At 69.2% G+C, this 21302-nt stretch carries 18 protein-coding genes; 15 read left to right on the top strand and 3 right to left on the bottom strand.

All coding sequences use genetic code 11. The features are described from left to right. Positions 1-9: 9 nt before the first annotated feature. From V4Y04_RS24275 to V4Y04_RS24305, 7 genes are all read left to right on the top strand, one after another. The gene (locus V4Y04_RS24275; RefSeq protein WP_332430431.1) at positions 10-1068 is read left to right on the top strand and encodes an ABC transporter ATP-binding protein; all 1059 of its coding nucleotides are present in this window, start codon (positions 10-12) and stop codon (positions 1066-1068) included. Further along, positions 1061-2209 carry an ABC transporter ATP-binding protein gene (locus V4Y04_RS24280; protein ID WP_332430432.1) on the top strand — a complete coding sequence of 383 codons (1149 nt, stop codon included), beginning with the start codon at positions 1061-1063 and terminating at the stop codon, positions 2207-2209. The genes V4Y04_RS24275 and V4Y04_RS24280 overlap by 8 nt, the downstream gene beginning before the upstream one ends. 332 nt (positions 2210-2541) lie before the next feature. Continuing rightward, complete coding sequence (locus V4Y04_RS24285; RefSeq protein WP_332430433.1) at positions 2542-4167, top strand: peptide ABC transporter substrate-binding protein; 1626 nt, start codon at positions 2542-2544, stop codon at positions 4165-4167. Positions 4168-4173: 6 nt separating this feature from the next. Continuing rightward, positions 4174-5097: an ABC transporter permease gene (locus V4Y04_RS24290; RefSeq protein WP_332430434.1), complete on the top strand. Its 924-nt coding sequence runs from the start codon at positions 4174-4176 to the stop codon at positions 5095-5097. Further along, on the top strand, positions 5090-6070 hold the full coding sequence (locus tag V4Y04_RS24295) for an ABC transporter permease (protein ID WP_332430435.1): 981 nt from the start codon (positions 5090-5092) through the stop codon (positions 6068-6070). Before V4Y04_RS24290 ends, V4Y04_RS24295 begins: the two co-directional genes overlap by 8 nt. A 9-nt stretch (positions 6071-6079) precedes the next feature. Then, positions 6080-7075: an ABC transporter ATP-binding protein gene (locus tag V4Y04_RS24300; protein WP_332430436.1), complete on the top strand. Its 996-nt coding sequence runs from the start codon at positions 6080-6082 to the stop codon at positions 7073-7075. 320 nt (positions 7076-7395) lie between these two features. Beyond that, entirely contained in the window at positions 7396-8502 is a 1107-nt protein-coding gene (locus tag V4Y04_RS24305) for an ABC transporter ATP-binding protein (RefSeq protein ID WP_332430437.1), read from the top strand. Between the two features lie 46 nt (positions 8503-8548). On the opposite strand, the gene V4Y04_RS24310 is transcribed toward V4Y04_RS24305, so the two are convergent. Then, the gene (locus V4Y04_RS24310) at positions 8549-10222 is read right to left on the bottom strand and encodes an ABC-F family ATP-binding cassette domain-containing protein (protein ID WP_332430438.1); all 1674 of its coding nucleotides are present in this window, start codon (positions 10220-10222) and stop codon (positions 8549-8551) included. A 567-nt stretch (positions 10223-10789) separates the two neighbouring features. Between V4Y04_RS24310 and V4Y04_RS24315 the strand changes: the two genes are divergently transcribed. Beyond that, on the top strand, positions 10790-11455 hold the full coding sequence (locus V4Y04_RS24315) for a DUF6518 family protein (RefSeq protein ID WP_332430439.1): 666 nt from the start codon (positions 10790-10792) through the stop codon (positions 11453-11455). A 46-nt stretch (positions 11456-11501) separates the two neighbouring features. Here V4Y04_RS24315 and V4Y04_RS24320 read toward each other — a convergent pair whose 3' ends face one another. Next, positions 11502-13649 carry a S9 family peptidase gene (locus V4Y04_RS24320; RefSeq protein WP_332430440.1) on the bottom strand — a complete coding sequence of 716 codons (2148 nt, stop codon included), beginning with the start codon at positions 13647-13649 and terminating at the stop codon, positions 11502-11504. 179 nt (positions 13650-13828) lie between these two features. Between V4Y04_RS24320 and V4Y04_RS24325 the strand changes: the two genes are divergently transcribed. Both V4Y04_RS24325 and V4Y04_RS24330 read left to right on the top strand, forming a co-directional pair. Next, positions 13829-14023 (top strand): hypothetical protein, encoded by a 195-nt coding sequence (locus V4Y04_RS24325; RefSeq protein ID WP_055593820.1) that lies wholly within the window; start codon positions 13829-13831, stop codon positions 14021-14023. Between the two features lie 86 nt (positions 14024-14109). Continuing rightward, positions 14110-14601, top strand: coding sequence for a hypothetical protein (locus tag V4Y04_RS24330; RefSeq protein WP_332430441.1), 492 nt, complete (start codon positions 14110-14112; stop codon positions 14599-14601). 189 nt (positions 14602-14790) lie between these two features. On the opposite strand, the gene V4Y04_RS24335 is transcribed toward V4Y04_RS24330, so the two are convergent. After that, positions 14791-16053, bottom strand: a complete 1263-nt coding sequence (locus V4Y04_RS24335) for a serine hydrolase domain-containing protein (RefSeq protein ID WP_332430442.1) — start codon at positions 16051-16053, stop codon at positions 14791-14793. Between the two features lie 447 nt (positions 16054-16500). Between V4Y04_RS24335 and V4Y04_RS24340 the strand changes: the two genes are divergently transcribed. The 5 genes from V4Y04_RS24340 (at position 16501) to V4Y04_RS24360 (ending at position 21295) form a co-directional block, all read left to right on the top strand. Then, positions 16501-16752, top strand: coding sequence for a hypothetical protein (locus V4Y04_RS24340; protein WP_332430443.1), 252 nt, complete (start codon positions 16501-16503; stop codon positions 16750-16752). 47 nt (positions 16753-16799) lie between these two features. Further along, entirely contained in the window at positions 16800-18257 is a 1458-nt protein-coding gene (locus tag V4Y04_RS24345; protein WP_332430444.1) for an amidase, read from the top strand. Between the two features lie 480 nt (positions 18258-18737). Beyond that, positions 18738-19136, top strand: coding sequence for a hypothetical protein (locus V4Y04_RS24350; protein ID WP_332430445.1), 399 nt, complete (start codon positions 18738-18740; stop codon positions 19134-19136). Between the two features lie 42 nt (positions 19137-19178). After that, positions 19179-19946, top strand: coding sequence for an ATP-binding cassette domain-containing protein (locus V4Y04_RS24355; protein ID WP_332430446.1), 768 nt, complete (start codon positions 19179-19181; stop codon positions 19944-19946). Beyond that, the gene (locus tag V4Y04_RS24360; RefSeq protein ID WP_332430447.1) at positions 19943-21295 is read left to right on the top strand and encodes a hypothetical protein; all 1353 of its coding nucleotides are present in this window, start codon (positions 19943-19945) and stop codon (positions 21293-21295) included. Before V4Y04_RS24355 ends, V4Y04_RS24360 begins: the two co-directional genes overlap by 4 nt. The last annotated feature ends 7 nt before the right edge of the window (positions 21296-21302 follow it).

The raw sequence follows: 21302 nt of genomic DNA on the forward strand, positions 1-21302 counted from the left end.
GAGGCGTACGTGACCATCATTGATGACATAGTCGAAAGCCCCGCGCCGCGCGGCTCCGGAGAGGCGGGCGGCCCGCTGCTCGATGTCCGTGACCTGCACGTGGAGTTCCACACGCGGGACGGCGTCGCCAAGGCCGTCAACGGTGTCAACTACTCCGTGGACGCGGGCGAGACGCTCGCCGTGCTCGGCGAGTCCGGCTCCGGCAAGTCGGTGACCGCACAAGCGATCATGGGCATCCTCGACATGCCGCCCGGGCGCATCCCGCAGGGCGAGATCATGTTCCGCGGCCAGGACATGCTGAAGATGTCCGAGGAGCAGCGGCGCCGGATCCGTGGCCGGAAGATCGCGATGATCTTCCAGGACGCGCTGTCCTCCCTCAACCCCGTGCTCTCGGTGGGCTACCAGCTCGGCGAGATGTACCGGGTGCACGAGGGCCTGTCCAAGAAGGCCGCCAAGGCCAAGGCGATCGAGATGATGGACCGGGTGAAGATCCCGGCCGCCGCGGCGCGGGTGAACGACTACCCGCACCAGTTCTCCGGCGGTATGCGCCAGCGCATCATGATCGCCATGGCACTGGCCCTGGAGCCGGACCTGATCATCGCGGACGAGCCCACCACCGCGCTCGACGTGACCGTTCAGGCCCAGGTGATGGACCTGCTGGCGGAGTTGCAGCGCGAGTACCAGATGGGACTCATCCTCATCACGCACGATCTCGGCGTGGTCGCCGACGTCGCGGACAAGATCGCGGTGATGTACGCGGGACGTATCGTCGAGCGGGCTCCGGTCCGCGAGTTGTACAAGAACCCGGGCCACCCGTACACCAAGGGTCTGCTGGAGTCGATCCCGCGCCTGGACCAGAAGGGCCAGGAGCTGTACGCGATCAAGGGACTGCCTCCGAACCTGACGAGCATCCCCAGCGGTTGTGCGTTCAACCCCCGCTGCCCCATGGCGCAGGACATCTGCCGTACGGATGTTCCGCCGCTGCACCCGATGTCCGCGCCGGACGGCACCGAACTGGTCGGCCGCGGCTCGGCGTGCCACTTCTGGAAGGAGACGCTCCATGGCTGAGCTCAGCAAGAACGACGCGCCGGTCGACGCCACGCCGAACGTCTCCGAGGTGGAGGTCGTCGAGGCCGGGACCGAGGCGGAGGAAGTCGCCGCACTCGAGGTGCCGGTCGAGCGCGGTGAGCCGATCCTCCAGGTGCGCAACCTGGTGAAGCACTTCCCGCTCACGCAGGGCATCCTGTTCAGGAAGCAGGTCGGCGCGGTCAAGGCCGTGGACGGCATCTCCTTCGACCTGTACCAGGGCGAGACGCTGGGCATCGTGGGCGAGTCGGGCTGCGGCAAGTCCACGGTGGCCAGGCTCCTGATGAACCTGGAGCGGGCGACCGCCGGCGAGATCTTCTACAAGGGCCAGGACATCACCCGGCTGTCCGGGCGGGCGCTGAAGGCGGTCCGCCGCAACATCCAGATGGTGTTCCAGGACCCGTACACCTCCCTCAACCCCCGGATGACGGTGGGCGACATCATCGGGGAGCCCTTCGACATCCACCCCGAGGTGGCACCGAAGGGCGACCGGCGCAAGAAGGTCCAGGACCTGCTGGACGTGGTCGGGCTCAACCCGGAGTACATCAACCGGTATCCGCACCAGTTCTCCGGCGGCCAGCGCCAGCGCATCGGCATCGCCCGCGGCCTGGCCCTGAACCCCGAGATCATCATCTGCGACGAGCCGGTCTCCGCGCTGGACGTCTCCGTCCAGGCCCAGGTCATCAACCTGATGGAGGGACTGCAGGACGAGTTCAACCTGTCCTACCTCTTCATCGCGCACGACCTGTCGATCGTCCGGCACATCTCCGACCGGGTCGGCGTGATGTACCTCGGCAAGATGGCCGAGATCGGCACCGACACCCAGATCTACGACCACCCGACGCACCCCTACACCCAGGCGCTGCTGTCGGCGGTCCCGGTGCCGGACCCGGCGGCCCGGGAGAACCGCGAACGGATCATTCTCACCGGTGACGTGCCGTCGCCGGCCAACCCGCCGTCGGGCTGCCGCTTCCGCACCCGCTGCTGGAAGGCGCAGGACAAGTGCGCCGAGGAGGTCCCGCTGCTGGCGGTCCCCGAGCGCTTCAAGAGCTCGGACACCCCGGCGGCCCACGAATCGGCCTGCCACTTCGCCGAGGAGAAGGACGTCGTCCACGCGTCCTGACACCGTTCGGCCCGTCCGGAACCCGGCCCCCCGCACACGGGGGGCCGGGTTCCGGCGTTTCCGGTGGATCGAAGGCACCCGGAGGCCCGCAGTACGACGCGGTCCACCCGGCCCGCCCCGCCGGGTCCGGGGCGCCGAGCCCCGTCGCGGGGAGGAGCGCCGGACCGACGGGCCGGGACCGGTGACGCGGGCTCGGTGAGCGGGCCCGACGATACGTACATATGGCTGGAGCCGACCCCGTACAGACGTCGTACGTGTGCGATGCACTCCCTTTGCGCCGATATTGGCGTAAAGCGTCAGCGCACCCCTGCGTACGTACGAGGAGGCACTCCATGCGCGGAGCCACGCACGCCAGATGGGCCGTATGCGCGGTGGCGGTCGCTCTCGCGGCGACGGCCTGCGGAGGCGGGGACGGCGGCAGCGGTGAGACCGGCGCGGTGCTGAGTGCCTCCTGGGGCGATCCGCAGAACCCGCTGGAACCGTCCAACACCAACGAAGTGCAGGGCGGCAAGGTCCTCGACATGATCTTCCGGGGTCTCAAGCGCTACGACCCGGAGACCGGCGAGGCCCAGGACATGCTCGCCGACTCCATCGAGACCAAGGACTCGCGGAACTTCACCGTCAGGGTCAAGAACGGCTGGACCTTCTCCAACGGCGAGAAGGTCACCGCCCAGTCCTTCGTCGACGCCTGGAACTACGGCGCGAGCCTGAAGAACAACCAGCGCAACGCCTACTTCTTCGGCTACATCGAGGGCTACGACGAGACCCACCCCGAGAAGGGCGAACAGACCGCCGACACGCTCTCCGGGCTCAAGGTCACCGACGAACTGACCTTCACCATCGCGCTCACCCAGAAGTTCTCGACCTTCCCCGACACCCTCGGCTACGCCGCCTTCGCCCCGCTGCCCCAGGCCTTCTTCGACGACCACGACGCCTGGGTCGCCAAGCCGGTCGGCAACGGCCCGTACACCGTCGACACGTACACCAAGGGCTCGCAGATGTCCCTGCGGGCGTGGGCGGACTATCCGGGCAACGACAAGGCGCGGAACGGCGGCGTCGACCTGAAGGTCTACACCGACAACAACACCGCCTACACCGACCTCCTCGCCGGCAACCTCGACCTGGTCGACGACGTCCCCGCCTCCCAGCTGAAGAACGTCAAGAGCGACCTGGGCGACCGTTACCTCAACACCCCCGCCGGCATCATCCAGACCCTCGCCTTCCCCTTCTACGACAAGGCCTGGAACAAGACCGGCTCGGAGAAGGTCCGCAAGGGCCTGTCCATGGCGATCAACCGGGACCAGATCACCGAGACCCTCTTCGTGAAGACCCGCACCCCCGCCACCGACTGGACCTCCCCGGTCCTCGGCAAGGACGGCGGCTTCCAGGACGGGCTGTGCGGCGACGCCTGCGAGTACCGGCCCGACGAGGCCAAGAAGCTCATCCAGGAGGGCGGCGGCCTGCCCGGCGGCAAGGTCACCATCACCTACAACGCGGACACCGGCTCCCACAAGGACTGGGTCGACGCGGTCTGCAACTCCATCAACAACGCGCTGGACAACGAGCGCGCCTGCGCCGGCAACCCGGTCGGTACCTTCGCCGACTTCCGCAACCAGATCACCCAGCAGAAGATGAGCGGCCCGTTCCGCGCCGGCTGGCAGATGGACTACCCGCTCATCCAGAACTTCCTCCAGCCGCTCTACTACACCAACGCCTCCTCCAACGACGGCAAGTGGTCCAACAACGACTTCGACGAGTTCGTCGACCGGGCCAACCAGGAGACCGACACCGCCAAGGCCGTCGGCCTGTTCCAGCAGGCCGAGGAGGTCGTCCGCGACAACATGGCCGCCATCCCGCTGTGGTACCAGAACGGCAGCGCGGGCTGGTCCGAGCGGCTGTCCGACGTGAAGCTCAACCCCTTCAGCGTCCCCGTGTACGACCAGATCAAGGTGAGCTGATCCGCCGTGGGACGCTACGTCGTCCGGCGTCTGCTCCAGATGATCCCGGTGTTCATCGGGGCCACGATGCTGATCTTCCTGATGGTGAACGTGATGGGCGACCCCATCGCGGGCCTCTGCGGCGAGCGGAAGTGCGATCCGGCGACGACAGCCCGGCTGAAGAAGGAGTTCGGCCTCGACAAGCCCCTCTGGCAGCAGTACCTGACCTACATGGGGAACGTCTTCACCGGCGACTTCGGTACGGCGTTCAACGGCCAGAAGGTCACCGAGCTGATGGCGACCGCGTTCCCCGTGACCATCCGGCTCACGCTCATCGCGATCCTCTTCGAGATCGTCATCGGCATCGCCCTCGGCGTGGTCACCGGACTGCGCCGGGGACGCCCCGTCGACACCGGTGTCCTGCTACTCACCCTCGTTGTCATCTCCGTGCCCACCTTCGTCACCGGTCTGCTGCTCCAGCTGCTGCTGGGGGTGCAGTGGGGATGGATCAGTCCGTCGGTCTCCTCCGAGGCCCCGTTCGACGAGCTGATCGTGCCCGGCCTGGTGCTGGCCTCCGTCTCCCTCGCCTACGTCACCCGGCTGACCCGCACCTCCATCGCCGAGAACCGGCGCTCCGACTACGTCCGCACCGCCATCGCCAAGGGGCTGCCCCGGCACCGGGTGATCACCCGGCACCTGCTGCGCAACTCCCTCATCCCGGTGGTCACCTTCATCGGCGCCGACATCGGCTTCCTCATGGGCGGCGCGATCGTCACCGAGCGGATCTTCAACATCCACGGCGTCGGCTACCAGATCTACCAGGGCATCCTGCGGCAGAACACCCAGACCGTCGTCGGCTTCGTGACCGTCCTCGTGCTGGTCTTCCTGGTCGCCAACCTCGTCGTCGACCTTCTGTACGCCGTTCTCGACCCGAGGATCCGCTATGCCTGAACAGCACTTCGACCCCGACCGCGCCATCGCGGGGACCGGCATGGGCGGCACCATGGACCTGGGCGTCGACGAGGCCGAGACCCTCGAGAAGGCCCCGGGCGGCCCGGACGGCACCGGCCCGCAGGGCAAGCCGCGCTCCCTGTGGTCGGACGCCTGGCGCGACCTGCGCCGCAACCCCGTCTTCATCGTCTCCTCCCTGGTGATCCTCTTCCTGATCGTCATCTCCCTGTGGCCCTCGCTGATCGCCTCCGGCAGCCCGCTCAAGTGCGACCTGGCCAAGGCCCAGGAGGGCTCCCAGCCCGGCTACCCCTTCGGCTTCAACGGGCAGGGCTGCGACGTGTACACCCGTACCGTCTACGGCGCCCGTACGTCCGTCACGGTCGGGGTCTGCGCCACGCTCGGGGTCGCGGTCCTCGGCAGCGTCCTGGGCGCGCTGGCCGGCTTCTTCGGCGGGGTGGGGGACTCGGTCCTGTCCCGGATCACCGACGTCTTCTTCGCCATCCCGGTCGTCCTCGGCGGCCTGGTGCTGCTGTCCGTGGTGACCAGCAGCTCCGTGTGGCCCGTCATCGGGTTCATGGTGCTGCTCGGCTGGCCGCAGCTCTCCCGGATCGCCCGCGGTTCGGTCATCACCGCCAAGCAGAACGACTACGTCCAGGCCGCGCGGGCGCTCGGCGCCTCCAACTCCCGCCTGGTGCTCCGCCACATCGCGCCCAACGCCGTCGCCCCGGTCATCGTCGTGGCGACCATCGCGCTCGGTACGTACATCTCGCTGGAGGCGACCCTGTCCTACCTCGGCGTCGGGCTGAAGCCGCCCAGCGTCTCCTGGGGCATCGACATCTCCGCCGCCTCGCCCTACATCCGCAACGCCCCGCACGCGCTGCTGTGGCCCTCCGGCGCCCTCGCGATCACCGTCCTGGCGTTCATCATGCTCGGCGACGCGGTGCGCGACGCCCTCGACCCGAAGCTGAGGTGAGTCGCCGTCATGCTGCTCGAAGTGCGTGACCTGCACGTGGAGTTCCACACCCGGGACGGCGTCGCCAAGGCCGTCAACGGCGTCAGCTACGGCGTCGACGAGGGGGAGACGCTCGCGGTGCTCGGTGAGTCCGGCTCCGGCAAGTCGGTGACCGCGCAGGCGATCATGGGCATCCTCGACACGCCGCCCGGCCGGATCACCGGCGGCGAGGTCGTCTTCCAGGGCCGCGACCTCCTGACCCTCAAGGAGGAGCAGCGCCGCAAGGTCCGGGGCGCCGAGATGGCGATGATCTTCCAGGACGCGCTGTCCTCCCTCAACCCGGTGATCTCCGTGGGCGACCAGCTCGGCGAGATGTTCGTCGTGCACCAGGGCATGTCGAAGAAGGACGCGCGGACCAAGGCCGTCGAGCTGATGGACCGGGTGCGTATCCCCGCCGCCCGGGAGCGGGTGCGGCAGTACCCGCACCAGTTCTCCGGCGGCATGCGCCAGCGCATCATGATCGCCATGGCACTGGCCCTGGAACCGGCCCTGATCATCGCCGACGAACCGACCACCGCCCTCGACGTCACCGTCCAGGCCCAGGTCATGGAGCTCCTCGCGGAACTCCAGCGCGAGTACCGCATGGGGCTCATCCTCATCACCCACGACCTCGGCGTGGTCGCCGACGTCGCCGACCGGATCGCCGTCATGTACGCGGGGCGGATCGTCGAGTCGGCCCCCGTGCACGACATCTACAAGGCCCCCGCCCACCCGTACACCCGGGGCCTGCTGGACTCCATCCCCCGCCTCGACCAGAAGGGCCGGGAGCTCTACGCCATCAAGGGCCTGCCGCCCAACCTCATGAACATCCCGCCCGGCTGCGCCTTCCACCCCCGCTGCCCGATGGCCCAGGACATCTGCCGCACCGACGAGCCGCCGCTGTACGAGGTCACCGAGTCGGACGCCGACCGCGGCAGCGCCTGCCACTTCTGGAGGGAGTGCCTGCTTGACATCTCTCCCAGCTGAAGTTGGGAGATTCAGCCCTCGCGGGTTGAGCTTTCTGCTTCATCGACAGCAGCCGACCCGAATAAACGGCAAGGGCTGGTGTACCAGCCATCGGTCTTACGCCAGCTCCACAGACCTGACATCCCGCCAGCCCGGCGGTAGACCCGACTGGCTTGTTTTTCGCCAGCCAGGCAAAGCCGACTTTATCACCCAATCCACCCAACTCCCGCTGTGCGGTGGGACGGTGCTTCGCCCTGGGGGCGAAGCACCGCTCCCTGCCCTGCTCCGCAGGAGTCCATTCCTCCCCCGCCGGAAGGCGGGGGTATCCACGGAGAGATCTGATGACCGAGCCGAGGCATGACGTGGGCGGGAAGTCGAGCCTGGAGAAGGGCGTCGGTCCCGCCGAGGTGTCAGGCGCCGGTCCGGCCGGGGAGCCGATTCTGGAGGTCTCCGGCCTGGTCAAGCACTACCCGCTGACCCAGGGCATCCTGATCCGCAAGCAGGTCGGCGCCGTGAAGGCCGTCGACGGGGTCGACTTCGTACTCGGCCGGGGCGAGACCCTGGGCATCGTGGGCGAGTCGGGGTGCGGCAAGTCCACGGTCGCGAAGATGCTGGTCCACCTGGAGAAGCCGACGGCCGGCACGATCCGCTACAAGGGCGAGGACATCACCAAGCTGTCGGGGAAGGCCCTCAAGGCCGTCCGCCGCAACATCCAGATGGTGTTCCAGGACCCGTACACCTCCCTCAACCCCCGGATGACGGTGGGCGACATCATCGGGGAGCCCTTCGACATCCACCCCGAGGTGGCGCCCAAGGGTGACCGGCGCCGACGGGTCCAGGACCTGCTGGACGTGGTCGGCCTCAACCCGGAGTACATCAACCGGTACCCGCACCAGTTCTCCGGCGGCCAGCGCCAGCGCATCGGCATCGCGCGCGGCCTGGCCCTGAACCCCGAGGTGATCGTCGCCGACGAACCGGTCTCCGCGCTGGACGTCTCCGTCCAGGCCCAGGTGATCAACCTGATGGACCGGCTCCAGGCCGAGTTCGACCTGGCGTTCGTCTTCATCGCCCACGACCTGTCGATCGTCCGGCACATCTCCGACCGGGTCGGCGTGATGTACCTGGGCCGGATCGTCGAGATCGGCACCGACACCCAGATCTACGACCACCCGACCCACCCGTACACGCAGGCACTCCTGTCCGCCGTCCCCGTACCGGACCCGACGGCGCGGGAACACCGTGAGCGGATCATCCTCACCGGCGACGTCCCGTCCCCCACCAACATCCCCTCCGGCTGCCGCTTCCGCACCCGCTGCTGGAAGGCGCAGGCGCGCTGCGCCGAGGAGGTACCGCTGCTGGCGGTCCCCGAGGTGTTCCGCAAGGCCGGAGGCCCGGCGGCCCACGACTCGGCGTGCCACTTCGCGGAGGAGAAGCAGGTGGTCCCGTAAGGAGCCGCCGGGGCGGACGAAGGGACGGGCCGAAGAGCCCGGCCGGTCAGGCCGGATCGGGCATCAGGTCCTGTCGGTCCTCCCGGTCCTGGAGTGCGGTCACCTCCAGTCGTGGCCAGTGGGCGAGGTCGCGGAGCAGTTGCCGGTCGTGCGTCGCGACGACGACGGCGGCGCTGGTGGCGCGGATCGCGTCGGTCAGCTCGTCGACCAGCGTCGACGACAAGTGGTTGGTCGGCTCGTCGAGCAGGAGCAACCCCGGCCGCCCGGCCAGCGCCAGGGCCAGGTCGAGCCGCCGCCGCTGCCCCTGCGACATCCGCCCGACCGGCGTGCGCAGCGCGTCGGGGTCCAGCAGCCCGAGTGCCCCGAGTGGGACGGCGTCGGCGTCGCGGAGCAGGCCGCGCGCCACCAGCCGCCCCACATGGCGGGCGTGCACCTCCCGGGCGGTGAGGCCGGGGTCCTGCGCGGCGGTCTCCTGGGCGACGCGCACGACCCGTGCCCCCTTGGCCGCCCGGACGTGCCCCTGAGTGGGGTCGAGCGCACCGGCCAGCACGGCGAGCAGCGTGGACTTCCCGGCACCGTTCGGTCCGGTGACGAGCAGCCGGTCACCGCCGTCGAGGGTGAGATCGACGGGGCCGGCCAGTCGCCCGTCGACCGCGACGCCGTGCGCCCGCAGCAGGGGCGCGCCCGGCCGGACGCCCGGGTCCGGCCGGCGCAGCACGGACGGCGGCTCCGGCACGTCGATGCGGTGTGCGTCCAGGGCGTCCTGCTGCCGGTTCAGGGCCTGCACCACGCCCGGTGCGCGGGACTGCCGCTGGTGTTTGCCGGTTCCCTTGTCCGGGCGCCAGCCGGTGGAAAGCCGGTCGCGTGCCTTGGACACGGCATCCTTCAGCCGCCGGTGCTCGTCCTGCTGTTCCGCGTACTCCTGCTCCCAGCGCTCGCGCTCACGGCGCCGGGCGTCCTGCCAGGCGTCGTAGCCGCCGGCGTACAGGCGGGGCTTCCCGTCGCGGGATGGGTCGAGGTCGAGGAACCGGTCCGCGACGTCCCGCAGCAGCGCCCGGTCGTGGCTGACGACGGCGAGACCGCCGGCGTGCTCGCGCAGCCTGCGGGTCAGGAAGTCCAGGCCTCCCGCGTCGAGGTGGTTGGACGGCTCGTCAAGCAGCAGGATGTCGTGGAGCGCGCCGAGCAGGCAGGCCAGCCGGACCCGGTAGCGCTGCCCGACCGACAGCGTCGACAGGGGGCGGTCGCGGTCGGTGCAGGCGCCGAGGGCTTCGAGGGCGACGTCGACACGGCGTTCCGCGTCCCACGCGTCGAGTCGGGTGGCGGTGTCGAGCGCGGCGGCGTAGAGGTCGTCGGCGGCGGGGTCCTCGCCCTCGGTCAGGGCGAGGGCGGCCTCGTCCAGTGCGCGCAGGGCGGCGAGGGACGGGGCCAGCGCCTCGGAGGTCAGGGTGCCGACGGTCTCGCCGTCCCGCGCGGACAGTTCCTGGCGGGCCAGGCCGATGGTGCCGGCCCGGTGCACGGAGCCCTCGTCGGGCGCGAGCAGCCCGGCCAGGACGTGCAGCAGCGTCGTCTTGCCCTGCCCGTTCTCGCCGACGACGGCGATCCGTGACCGGGCGGAGACGGTGACCGAGACGCCGTTCAGGACGCGGCGCGACCCACGGGTGACGGTGACGCCCTCGGCACGGACGTGCGCACTGCCGCCCGCCGCGACGGGCACGGACATGGCTTCAGGGGTGACAGGGGTGACAGGGGTGGTCGGAGGGGTGAGGTTCAACGGATGCTCCGCAGCTCGCAGGGGGAGCCGGGGGCAGCAGAAGGCGGCCGCCCGGCGGGAACCGGAACGGCGAGCGCTTTTTCAACAGGGAGAAGGCGCCGCCGTCAGCGGCGGAATCGAACCTTCTGCGACCAGATACCTCGTGCCATGCGATCCACCGTAACAGGGGCGCCGTCGTCGCTCCCGTGAATTTCCGTCCGGCCGGACTCCTGCGGATCCGCCCGGCCGGGCAGGGCAACGGGCCGGGGCGACATGGCGCACCCCGGCCCGTTCACGGCACCCGCACGGCCGTACGCCGAACACCCTCGCGTGTCCGTATATCGGTACGGCTTCCCCGAAGTTGCCACCGTGTTAACGCAGTTCAGGCCTGTTTTCCTGGGGCGGGGCGAGTGTGTGTTCGAGAATGTCCTGAATCCGGGCTCCTGGTGTCCCCCGACGGCGGCCGTCCGTAGGCTCCGGCCGGACAAGGGCTCTCTACGCGCCCGACCCAGTCACCGAAAGGACCCTTCGGACATCGTGTCGGCTTCGCGCACGGGCTTCCACACCCGTACCGGTTCCCGCTTTCGTTCCCGCATCCTGGTCTCCTCGGCCGCGCTGACGATCGGTGTGGTGCTCGGGGTGCTCGGACCCCTGCTGATCAATGCCACCGATCCGGTCGGCCACCCCGTACATCTGGTCCTGTCCGCGGGATGGTCCTGGGCTGCGCTGGCGTTCTGCGTCGGCCTCGCCCGGGAGTCCAGGGTCGAGTCGGCCGTCCTGGCCGCCGCGTCCCTGGTCACCGCAGTGATCGCGTACTACCTGACGAAGCTGGGGCAGGGGCAGTACCTGACGCTGGGCCGGGGTGACCCTTCCGGGACGCCCTATGTCTCCTGGGGCGACTTCGCCTCGAAGACTCTGCTCTGGTGCCTGGTCGCCTGTGTCACGGGGCCTGTGCTGGGGCTGGCCGGGAACCTGGCACGGGATCACGGACTGCGCGGCCTTCCCTTCCGGATGCTGGTCCCAGTGGTGGCCGTCGTGGAGATGTCGGAGCGGCTGGACGTCGAAGCGCCGCTGCAGAGGCCCATCGTCGATACGACCTGGAGCGGTGTACGGCTGGTGGCGGTTGTCGTCCTCGTGGTTCTCGTAGGGCGCGCTGTGATGACGTGGCGGATCCGGCCCTCCGCCGGGCGGGCAGGCGAATGACGTGTGCCCGCCCGGCGTTGTGCCACTTCGTGGTTCCTTGCCGTGGTCAGTCCGTCAGGCCGAGCGAGCGCCTGAGGAAGTCGAGTTGGAGGCGGAGGAGGTTCTCGGCGACCTCCTCCTGCGGGGTCATGTGGGTGACGCCGGACAGGGGCAGTACCTCGTGGGGGCGGCCGGCTGCCAGCAGGGCCGAGGACAGGCGCAGCGAGTGGGCGACCACCACGTTGTCGTCCGCCAGCCCGTGAATGATCATCATGGGGCGGTGCGGCGTGGCGGCGTCGACCAGGCCCGCGTCGTCGATCACCGAGTTGCGGCGGTAGACCTCCGGCTGCTCGTCCGGGTGGCCGATGTAGCGCTCCTGGTAGTGGGTGTCGTACAGGCGCAGGTCGGTGACCGGGGCGCCCACCACGGCCGCGTGGAAGACGTCCGGCCGGCGCAGCGCCGCGAGGGCGGCCAGGTAGCCGCCGAAGGACCAGCCCCGGATGGCGACGCGGCTCAGGTCGAGCGGGAAGTCGGAGGCGAGGGCCTGGAGCGCGTCCACCTGGTCCTGGACGGTGATCGCGGCGATGTCGTCCTTGACGGCCTTCTCCCAGGCGGGGGAGTGGCCAGGGGTGCCGCGGCCGTCGGCGACGATCACCGCGAAGCCCTGGTCGGCGAACCACTGCGAGGTCAGGTGGGGGTTGTGTGCGGCCACCACGCGCTGGCCGTGGGGGCCGCCGTAGGGGTCCATGAGGACGGGGAGGGGAGTGTCGCCGTGGTAGTCCCTTGGCATAAGCACGGCGCACGGGATTTTGCGTGCGCCCCCCTGGGTGAGGGTCAACCGGGGGGACATACCGGGGTCTTCGGCGTACGAGCGGACAGTCGCCGTCGGTTTCCCGTCACGCAGGATCCGCGTCCGTGCCCCCGGCCGGCCCGGTGTCGCGGACACCAGGACGGTCACGCCCCCGGCGCGTACCGCGGAGTGCACGCCGGGCTCCTGGGAGACGCGCTCCACACCGAGTTCGTTCACCCGGTAGACGTGCACCTCGCCGATCTCCGGGCCGCCGTCCGCCGCCCCCGGCCTCGATCCCGGTTCCGCCCCCGCCGACGCCGATACCAGCACGTCGTCGTCCGATACGTCCAGTACCGCGCGGACGTGCAACTGCGGTCCGGTCAGCGGGCGTTCGCCGACGGCGAGTCGTCGTGCGCCTCCCTCGTCCGTGATCCGGACCAGCTGCCCGGAAGGGCTCCAGCAGGGCACCCCCGCGAAAAGATCAAGCCAAACTAGATCTTCGTCGGCGTGCACCATCCGGGTGGCCCCGGTGTCCGGGTCCACCGCCAGGAACAGCTGACTGCGCTGGTCGCGCGCCTGTACGAGCAGCAGTGGCGCACCCGCCGCTGACCAGTGAGCATGCGCCATGTACGGGTACCGCGCCCGGTCCCACACGACCTCCGTACGCGCCCCGTCCAGCCCGATCACGAACAGCCGCACCTCCGCGTTCGGGGTCCCCGCCGCCGGGTACGCCACCCGCTGCGGCTCCCGATCCGGATGTGCCGGATCGGAGATCCACCACCGCCTCACCGGCGTGTCGTCCGCGCGCGCCACCAGCAGCCGGTCCGACTCGGGCGCCCACCAGAAGCCCCGCGAACGCCCCATCTCCTCGGCCGCGATGAACTCCGCCAGCCCGTAGGTGACGTTCTCCGTCTCGGGGGTCGCCAGGGCCCTGTCGTCCGCCCCCTCCGCTCCGACGGCCCGCAGCGCACCCTGCGCGACATAGGCGATGTGACGCCCGTCGGGTGACGGCCGGGGGTCGATCACCGGCCCGGGAGTGGGCAGTTCACGCGTCGCCCCGGCCGACAGGTCGGCTGTGAAAAGCCGTCCTGACAAGGCGAAAGATGCCGACTCGACCTCCGCGTCGGTGGCGTAGCCGACGATGCCGGCGCCTCCCTCGCGGCTGCGTTCGCGCCGCGCCCGCTCCTGGGCCGACAGGTTCTCCGCGGCGCCGCCCAGCAGGGCGCGCGGGTCGGCCGCCACGCGCTCCCCGCCGTCCCGGGGGTCGAGCACCCACAGCGAATTCGCCCGGTCCGTACCGGAACCGGAACGCAGGAACACGACCCGGGAACCGTCGGGTGCCACGGTGAACGATCGCGGCGCGCCGAGCGTGAAGCGCTGGGTGCGGGCGTGCCGTCGGGGGAAGGAGTCAGCGTCGGTCGTCATGCCATGACCATATTGGCCATGCGCCCCCTTGTGCGGCCGTGCGCCGACCGATGCGCACGTACGGATAGTTATGATCGTTAGCGCATAGTGGGTATGAACCTGCTGGCTGCTGTGTGGATTTATCTGCCCCCATATTCCTACCCCCCCTGTCGTCCTGGGATCCTTGGAGGTGAGCCGCCGTGGCACTCTCGATTTCGGCGGTAGTGCTGCTGGCGATCATCGTCTTCCTGCTGATCAAGAAGTCGGGCCTCAAGACGGGGCATGCGGTCGTCTGCATGCTCCTCGGCTTCTACATGGCGTCGTCGACGATCGCGCCTACGATCAGTGAGCTGACGACCAACATCGCGGGCATGATCGGCAGCATCAACTTCTGACCCGCCGGCTTCGTCCGGCTCGACTCCAGCTCCCTGCCGGGGCGCTGGTGCGACAGGCAGGGCCGGACGGACCCTAGGACTGGCGCGTGGAAGCAATCGGTGTGCTCGCCGTCACCGGGTTCCTTGTCGCGTGGCTGCTGTGGAGCCTCTGGAACCTCTACCGCATCCCCGTCGGTCTGCGGGACGGATCGTGGCAGCGCCCGCTGTGGTGGGCGCGCCTGTGGTCCCTCGCGCTGTTCGTCGGCTGCGTCGCCTGGCTCCGGGGTGCGCTCAGCGGCGGGCTCGACGTGGGTGAGACATGCGCGTACGTCCATCATCAGACGTACGACAGCGCCTACCTGGCGGAACCTGGCGAGGAGTTCAACGCGCTGTTCCCGTTGAGCAACAAGTGCAACGCGCACTACGACCTGGTTCCGGCCTGGGTGAACCCGACCGTCCTGAACTGCGCCGCCTTCGTACTGCTCGCCACGGCCGTGCTGCTGTGGTTCGGTGTCGCGCGTCTCACCGGCCGTGGCGCGTCGGGCAGCGCGGTGCGGCGACTCGGGGATGCCGACCTCTCGCCTGTTACTCGCCGGTAAGGAATGATGGCGGGCAATCATCCACGCGTTCAGGGGCGGTGCCACCGGTGACGGCTTCCGAGGAACGGACCGGGGTGCACGTCTTCCGCGACGACGCCCTCGGCGACCACGACGTCCTCGGCGACCACGACGCCGTGGGCCTGGCCGAGGCGATCCGCGGGGGAGAGGTCGGGGCCGCCGAGGCCGGCCTCAGCGGCGCTCGGGCAGGTCGGCCTCCGCCGGCAGGGTGGAGAGCGTGCGCGGCGCCTTGGTCGACGACGCCGCGGGCGCGGTCTCCTTCCCGCAGAAGGCCGCTTCCAGCGTCCCGCCGAGCGCCGTGTTCGCCGCGCCCCGGTTCGAGGTGTTCGCCATGGCGGAGAGCGCGCGCCGACCGTCACGGGTGGTGAAGGCATACGTGTAGAAGCCCTGCACGGTGCCGGTGTGCCCGTACACCTGGGTGCCGCAGGACAGGTCGTAGCGGCGCAGCCCGAGTCCGTAGAAGCGGGTCTGGGTGGCGTCCGTCGGGGTGACCGTGGTCATGGCGTCCAGCATCCGGGGTGAGAGCAGCCTGCCCTGCATCAGCGCGGTCGTGAAGGTGTTCAGGTCGGCCGGGTCGGAGATGACCGCGCCGGCCGACTGGGCCCAGGAAGCGGTCTGCTCCGTGGAGTCGACGAGCGGCGCCCCCGCCTCGTCGGGGTGGAGGTAGCCGCGCACGTGCGCTCCCTCGATCCGGGTCTCCGGGTGGACGTAAGAGGTGTGACGCAGCTTCAGCGGGTTGATGATGCGCCGCTCGTACTGCTTGGCGACCGAGGTCCCCGTGGCGTTCTCGATGAGCATGCCGACGACGACGAAGTTGGCGTTGGAGTACTTGTAGGCCACACCGGGCTCGGTGGTGCGGGGTTCGGCCAGGGAGAGGTCGACCAGTTCCTGGTAGGTGAAGACGCGGTTGCGCACGGCTTCGAAGCCGGGCACGGTCTTGGCGAACATGGCCTCGGTGTAGTCGGCCAGGCCGCTGCGGTGGGTGAGCAGGTGACGGACCGTGATGCGGTCGTCGGGCAGCAGTCCGGGAAGGTAGTGGTTGACCGGCGTGTCGAGCTCCAGCCGTCCCTCGTCGACCAGTTGGAGCAGCACAACGCTGGAGAAGGTCTTGCTGACGCTGCCGATGCGGAAGCGTGCCCGGGTGTCCATGGCCTCGCCGGAGACGCGGTCGCGGACGCCGGCGGTGCGCGTTTGGACGCCGTCGGGACCGGTGAAGCGGGCCATCGCGCCCGGAGCGCCGTTGGCCATGGCGGAGTTCAGAGCCGCGGTCACGCCGTCCATGTCGGGGGCGGGGGCGGCGGGGGTTGCGGGGCCGGTAGGGGCCGTGGGGGCTGCCGGTGTCGCGGAGGCCGCGGTGGCGGGGGCGAGACCGCCGGCGAGGGCGGCGATCAGGGTGGCGCTCATGGCCAGACGTCGGTGTGTCGACAGGGGCACGTGACTTCCTTTTTCTCGACTCATCGGAAAAGCGGCACCCGCGTGGGGTGTGCAGTGGGGGCCTGGGAGGAGCGATCACTGCGCGCTGTCCCGGATCCCCCTGGAGCATGAGTGCCAACGCGTCACGTCGGTTCCTGTCACGGGGCGCCGATATCCCGTCCGACAGGGTGTCAGGACCGTTTCCCGGTAGGTCGGCGGAGCGTCGCCGGGGTTCGGAAGCGGTCCGGGCGCAGAAGAACCGTCCCGGACGGGGGGCGGGGCGGCGGGAGAGGGGGCGTCGGCATTTCTGTGTGTCTGCCGGATTACTGTGTGTCTGCCGGACGCCCCGCCGCTCAGGCGCGACCCGCCGCCTTTCGCTTCGAGGCGACCGCGCTGGCAGACGATCTACTCCGCAGACTGCCGCCCGCGACCAGCGTGAGCAGCCCGAGAACCGGTCACACCAGCCCTTTGACCTGCGTATTCAAGGCGGCGCAGGCTCAGTTCCAGAGGCTGTTCCCGCTGCACGACAAGTGCAACGCGCACTACGACCTGGTTCCGGCCCGGGTCAACCCGGCCATCGTGAACTGTGTCGCCTTCGTGCTGCTCGCCACGGCCGTGCTGCTGTGGTTCGGTGTCGCGCGTCTCACCGGCCGTGGCGCGTCGGGCAGCGCGGTGCGGCGACTCGGGGATGCCGACCTCTCGCCTGTTACTCGCCGGTAAGGAATGATGGTGGGCAACCATCCACACGTTCAGGGGCGGTGCCACCGGTGACGACTTCCGAGGAACAGGAAAAGGAGCAGGCACGGGAACGGGCACGGGAGCGGGAGCGGGCCAGGGTGCACGTCTTCCGCGACGACGCCCTCGGCGACCACGACGCCGTGGGCCTGGCCGAGGCGATCCGCGGGGGAGAGGTCGGGGCCGCCGAGGCCGCCCGCGACGCGGCGGCCAGGGTCAGGGCGGTGGAGGACCACCTCAACGCCGTCCAGGTGCACATCGACGTTCCGGCGTACCGCTCCGAGCCGGCCGGTGCCTTCGCCGGAGTGCCGACCTTCGTCAAGGACAACACCGACTACCAGGGGCTGCCCACCGGGCACGGCAGCGCCGCGTTCGCGCCGAAGGCGGCACGGCGGCACGCCCCGTTCGCCCGGCAGTTCCTGAGCACCGGCGTCACGGTGCTCGGCAAGACCCGGATGCCCGAGTTCGGGTTCAGTCCCACCACGGAGTACGAGGACGCCGAGCCCGTCCGCAACCCGTGGCACACGGGTCATTCGGCGGGCGGTTCGTCGGGCGGCAGCGCGGCCCTCGTCGCCGCCGGGGCGGTACCGATCGCGCACGCCAACGACGGCGGCGGCTCGATCCGGATTCCCGCCGCCTGCTGCGGACTCGTCGGACTGAAGCCCACCCGGGGCCGGGTGGTCCCCAATGCCCAGGGCCGTCAGCTCCCCATCGACCTGGTCGCCGACGGCGTCGTGAGCCGCTCGGTACGGGACAGCGCCGCGTTCCTCGCCGCCGCCGAGCAGCACTGGCGCAACCCGAAGCTGCCGCCCGTCGGGCTGGTCGAGGGCCCCTCGGAACGGCGGCTGCGCATCGGGCTCGTGCTGGACTCGCCGAACGGCGTCCCCTCCGACGCCGACACCCGCGCGGCCGTCACGGAGACGGCCCGGCGGCTGGAGCGCCTCGGGCACACCGTGGAGCCGGTGGAGCTGTCGATCGACCCGCGCTTCACCCCGGACTTCCTCACCTACTGGGGGCTGCTGTCGTTCCTGATCGGCGTCACCGGCCGGACCCTCGGCACGGACTTCGACCGGCGCCGCATGGACGGCCTCAGCCGGGGCCTGCGCGAGACGTACGTGAAGGACTGGCAGCGCACACCGGGCGTGGTGCGGAGGCTGAAGCGCACGCGGGAGCCGTACGCGGCGGCGTTCCGCGGGCTCGACCTGATCCTCTCCCCGGTACTGGCCCACACCACGCCCCCGCTGGGCCACCTCAACCCGGCCGTCCCCTACGAGACCCTGATCGAACGCATCCTCGCCTACGTGGCGTTCACCCCGGTCAACAACGTCGTCGGGACGCCGTCGATCTCGGTCCCGGCCGCACACACGACGCCGGAAGGACTCCCCGTCGGCGTCATGTTCTCCGCCCGCCCGGGCGCCGAACGGACGCTGCTGGAGCTCGCCTTCGAGCTGGAGGCCGACGAGCCGTTCCGGGGCATCCGGGACGCCTGACGGGAGCTGCGGATGGGCTCTGGCAAAAACCGTGAGTACTTGACCTCACCGGCTGTGTCCGGGCCGGTCGCCTCCGACCTGACGGTCTCCCGCCTGATCGACACCCTCGCCGCCTCCGGCGGGAAAGCCCTGTCCGTGATCCGCGCCGCGTGTTCCGAAGACCGCCAACGGGGCTGGACCCAGACTTCGTCGGCGGCCCATCACGAAAGGTCGAGGCTGGAACCTCGGAGTGCACTCGAAGCAAGCGCCAACGGTGCCGGACAGCGACTGTCCCCCGTGTTGCGCTACCACAAAGTGATCTCTATTCCAACCGCTCTTCCAGACATTCCGTGATGGATCGTCAAAGCGTGTGAAGTGAAAGGCGCTTGCCCCGTGCGGATGCCGTACCTAATGTGATCTTGGCGCTCGGTCACCAGTTCGGGCGTCAGTTCTGGATGTATCCGTAGTTGACGCGTTACGCGTTCGGGAGGGGACTTAGAGATGATCAGCAAGAAGGTGGCCTCGTGGGGAGCCGCTCTGGCGATTGCCACAGGAGCCGGAGTCGCAGCGGCCGCGGCTCCGGCCTGGGCGGTACCGGACGGCTGCGAGGCGCCGAAGCCCAGCCTCACCAGCACGAACGGACTCCTCAAGGGCAAGGCGACCTCGACCTGTACGACGTCGAAGACGCGAGCGCTGGTCGTGGAGATCAAGTGGAACAAGGCTGTCCTCCCGGATCCGCTCACCGCCAAGAACACGGATTCCGGCACCAAGAAGTCGTACAACGCCACGGTCTCCACGTGTGACAACGGAAACAAGCGTGGGTATTACGCCCGGGGCTACTTCACGCAGAACGACTCGCACCACGACACCAGCCCCAAGGATATAAAGTCCTGCGGCTGAGTGCGGACCAGATAGACAGCTAGGCGGATGGGGGGCGGCTTCATGGCCGTGGTGGAAGCGTGTGGGCTGGAACAGCGCCGCGGAGCACGGCAGGTCCTTCACGGGGTCAACTTCACGGTCGGTGCCGGTGTGACAGGGCTTCTCGGCCCGAACGGCGCGGGAAAGACGACGCTCCTCGAGACACTCTCCACATTGCTGCCCCCTTCCGCCGGCACTCTCTCGGTGCTGGGCGCTGATGCCGCCGAACGCCGCGCGCGTGAAAATATCAGACGGGGGATCGGTTTCCTGCCGCAGGGCTTCGGATACCCACCCAATTTTCGCGTAATCGATTTCGTCGAGTACGCCGCCTGGAGCAAAGGGCTCCCTCACCGAAAAATTTCTGAAGCGGCCCGTGAGGCAATGAATGCTGTCGATCTGTCGCAATTCGGCCACCGGCCTCTCAAAGCACTTTCGGGCGGCATGCTCCGTCGCGCCGGAATCGCTTCGGCCATTGTGCACAGCCCGTCCTTCCTGATCCTCGACGAGCCGACTGTCGGCCTCGACCCGCAGCAGCGCACCCAGTTCCGAGAACTCGTCATTCGTATTTCCGACCGGACCTCCGTGCTTCTGAGTACTCATCTGACCGAAGACATCTCCGTAGCCTGCGACCGCGTTCTGGTCCTGAACAAGGGCACGATCGCCTTCGATGGATCCGTCGAAGAGCTTTCCGCGCGGGGTCGGGCTCCCACCGGAGACGGTGACGGCAGCGGGGTCCGTTCGACGCAGACCGAGCTGGAGCGCGGGTACGACAGGGTGGTCACCGCCGCATGACCGACCGGACATCCCTCACGGTGCAGTCACCTGATCCATACGGGCAGGACGACCTGCCATCGGCCCGTCCGCACTCCCCGCTACGCTCGTTCCTGATCCCTCTGAGGATCGAGCTGGCCCGCTCGGGCTTTCTGTGGTTCGTGCCCGTCCTGGTCTGCGTAGGAGTCGCGATCGCCTGGCACACACTCCGCCCCGGCGTCGCCTACTGGCCCAGCACCATCACTTCGGCCAACGCCTCGGTCGTCATCACCGGCCCCCTCGTCGCGGGCATGGCGACATGGCTCGGCGCGCGGGAGAAGCGAAGAGGACTGGTCTACCTCAGGGTCCTGTCTCCGCAGGCCGACTGGCTTCACCTGGCTGCCGAGCTGATCGCGGTCCTGGCGTGGACGGCCTTTTCCTACGTCTTCGTGCTGCTGACCGTGGCCCTGCGTACGTCGTTCATGGGAGCGACGGGGAGGTTCAGCCTCTCTGCCGCACTGGCCGGCGCCATGGGGCTCTGCCTGCATGCTGTGGCGGGCTACGCGATAGGCCGCTGTTGGCACGGCAGAATCGCCCCCCCGCTCGTGGCCATCGGCGCGTTCGTGATCACGTTGTACGGCTCCGGCGGATACGGTTCTTCCTGGTACCTGCTCTTCCCGGTCCTCATCGACGTGCCGGACCCGTTCTCGGCGTGGCAGCCAGGCCTCTACTGGCGTCAACTCCTCTGGCTTTTCGCCTTGGTCGCCCTGCTGACCAGCCTGTGTCTCGCCGGTGTATGGCGAAGCCGCATCCTTCTGGCCTGCGTGGCGTTTTCCGCAGCGCTCGCAGTGGCCGGTGGTTACGTCACCTGGCAACTGCGCGGCGTGTACTTCGAGCCGGGTGAACCAGCTTTCTCCTACGCCTGCCGTCAGGGAACCGTCACCGTGTGCGTCAACCCGACCTTCCGTGCTGCCCTCCCCGACCTTGAGGCGGGTTTCTCGGAGATCGTCAGGAAACTCGATGGAACACCGGGAGAAGTCACGAAACTTGAACAGCGCCCGAGAGGGGTGGGCGGAGCCGCGTCTCCAGGAGCGCACGCCATCCACATGGACAATCTCGGACCTGGATGGCTCAGCGAAGTCCGCTCCGAGTTCCTGCAGGAGCTGGTCGACCAGGACGCATGCATGGACGCCGAAGAGGACGCCTATCTGCTGACGGAGTCCGTTGCAGCATGGATCACCGATGAAGCGGTTCCGGAGAACAGCCGATCGGCATACGCCTCGGACCATCTTCGCGGTCTCTCTCCAGGACAATCCCGGAACTGGCTGAACGATCACTTCACGCAGTTCCGTGAGTGCTCACTCGTTTCGTCCGACTTCACGCGGAGCTGACACTGAA

Origin of the sequence: Streptomyces sp. P9-A2, assembly GCF_036634175.1 — a bacterium.
In the GTDB taxonomy this organism is placed as follows: Bacteria; Actinomycetota; Actinomycetes; order Streptomycetales; family Streptomycetaceae; genus Streptomyces; species Streptomyces pratens.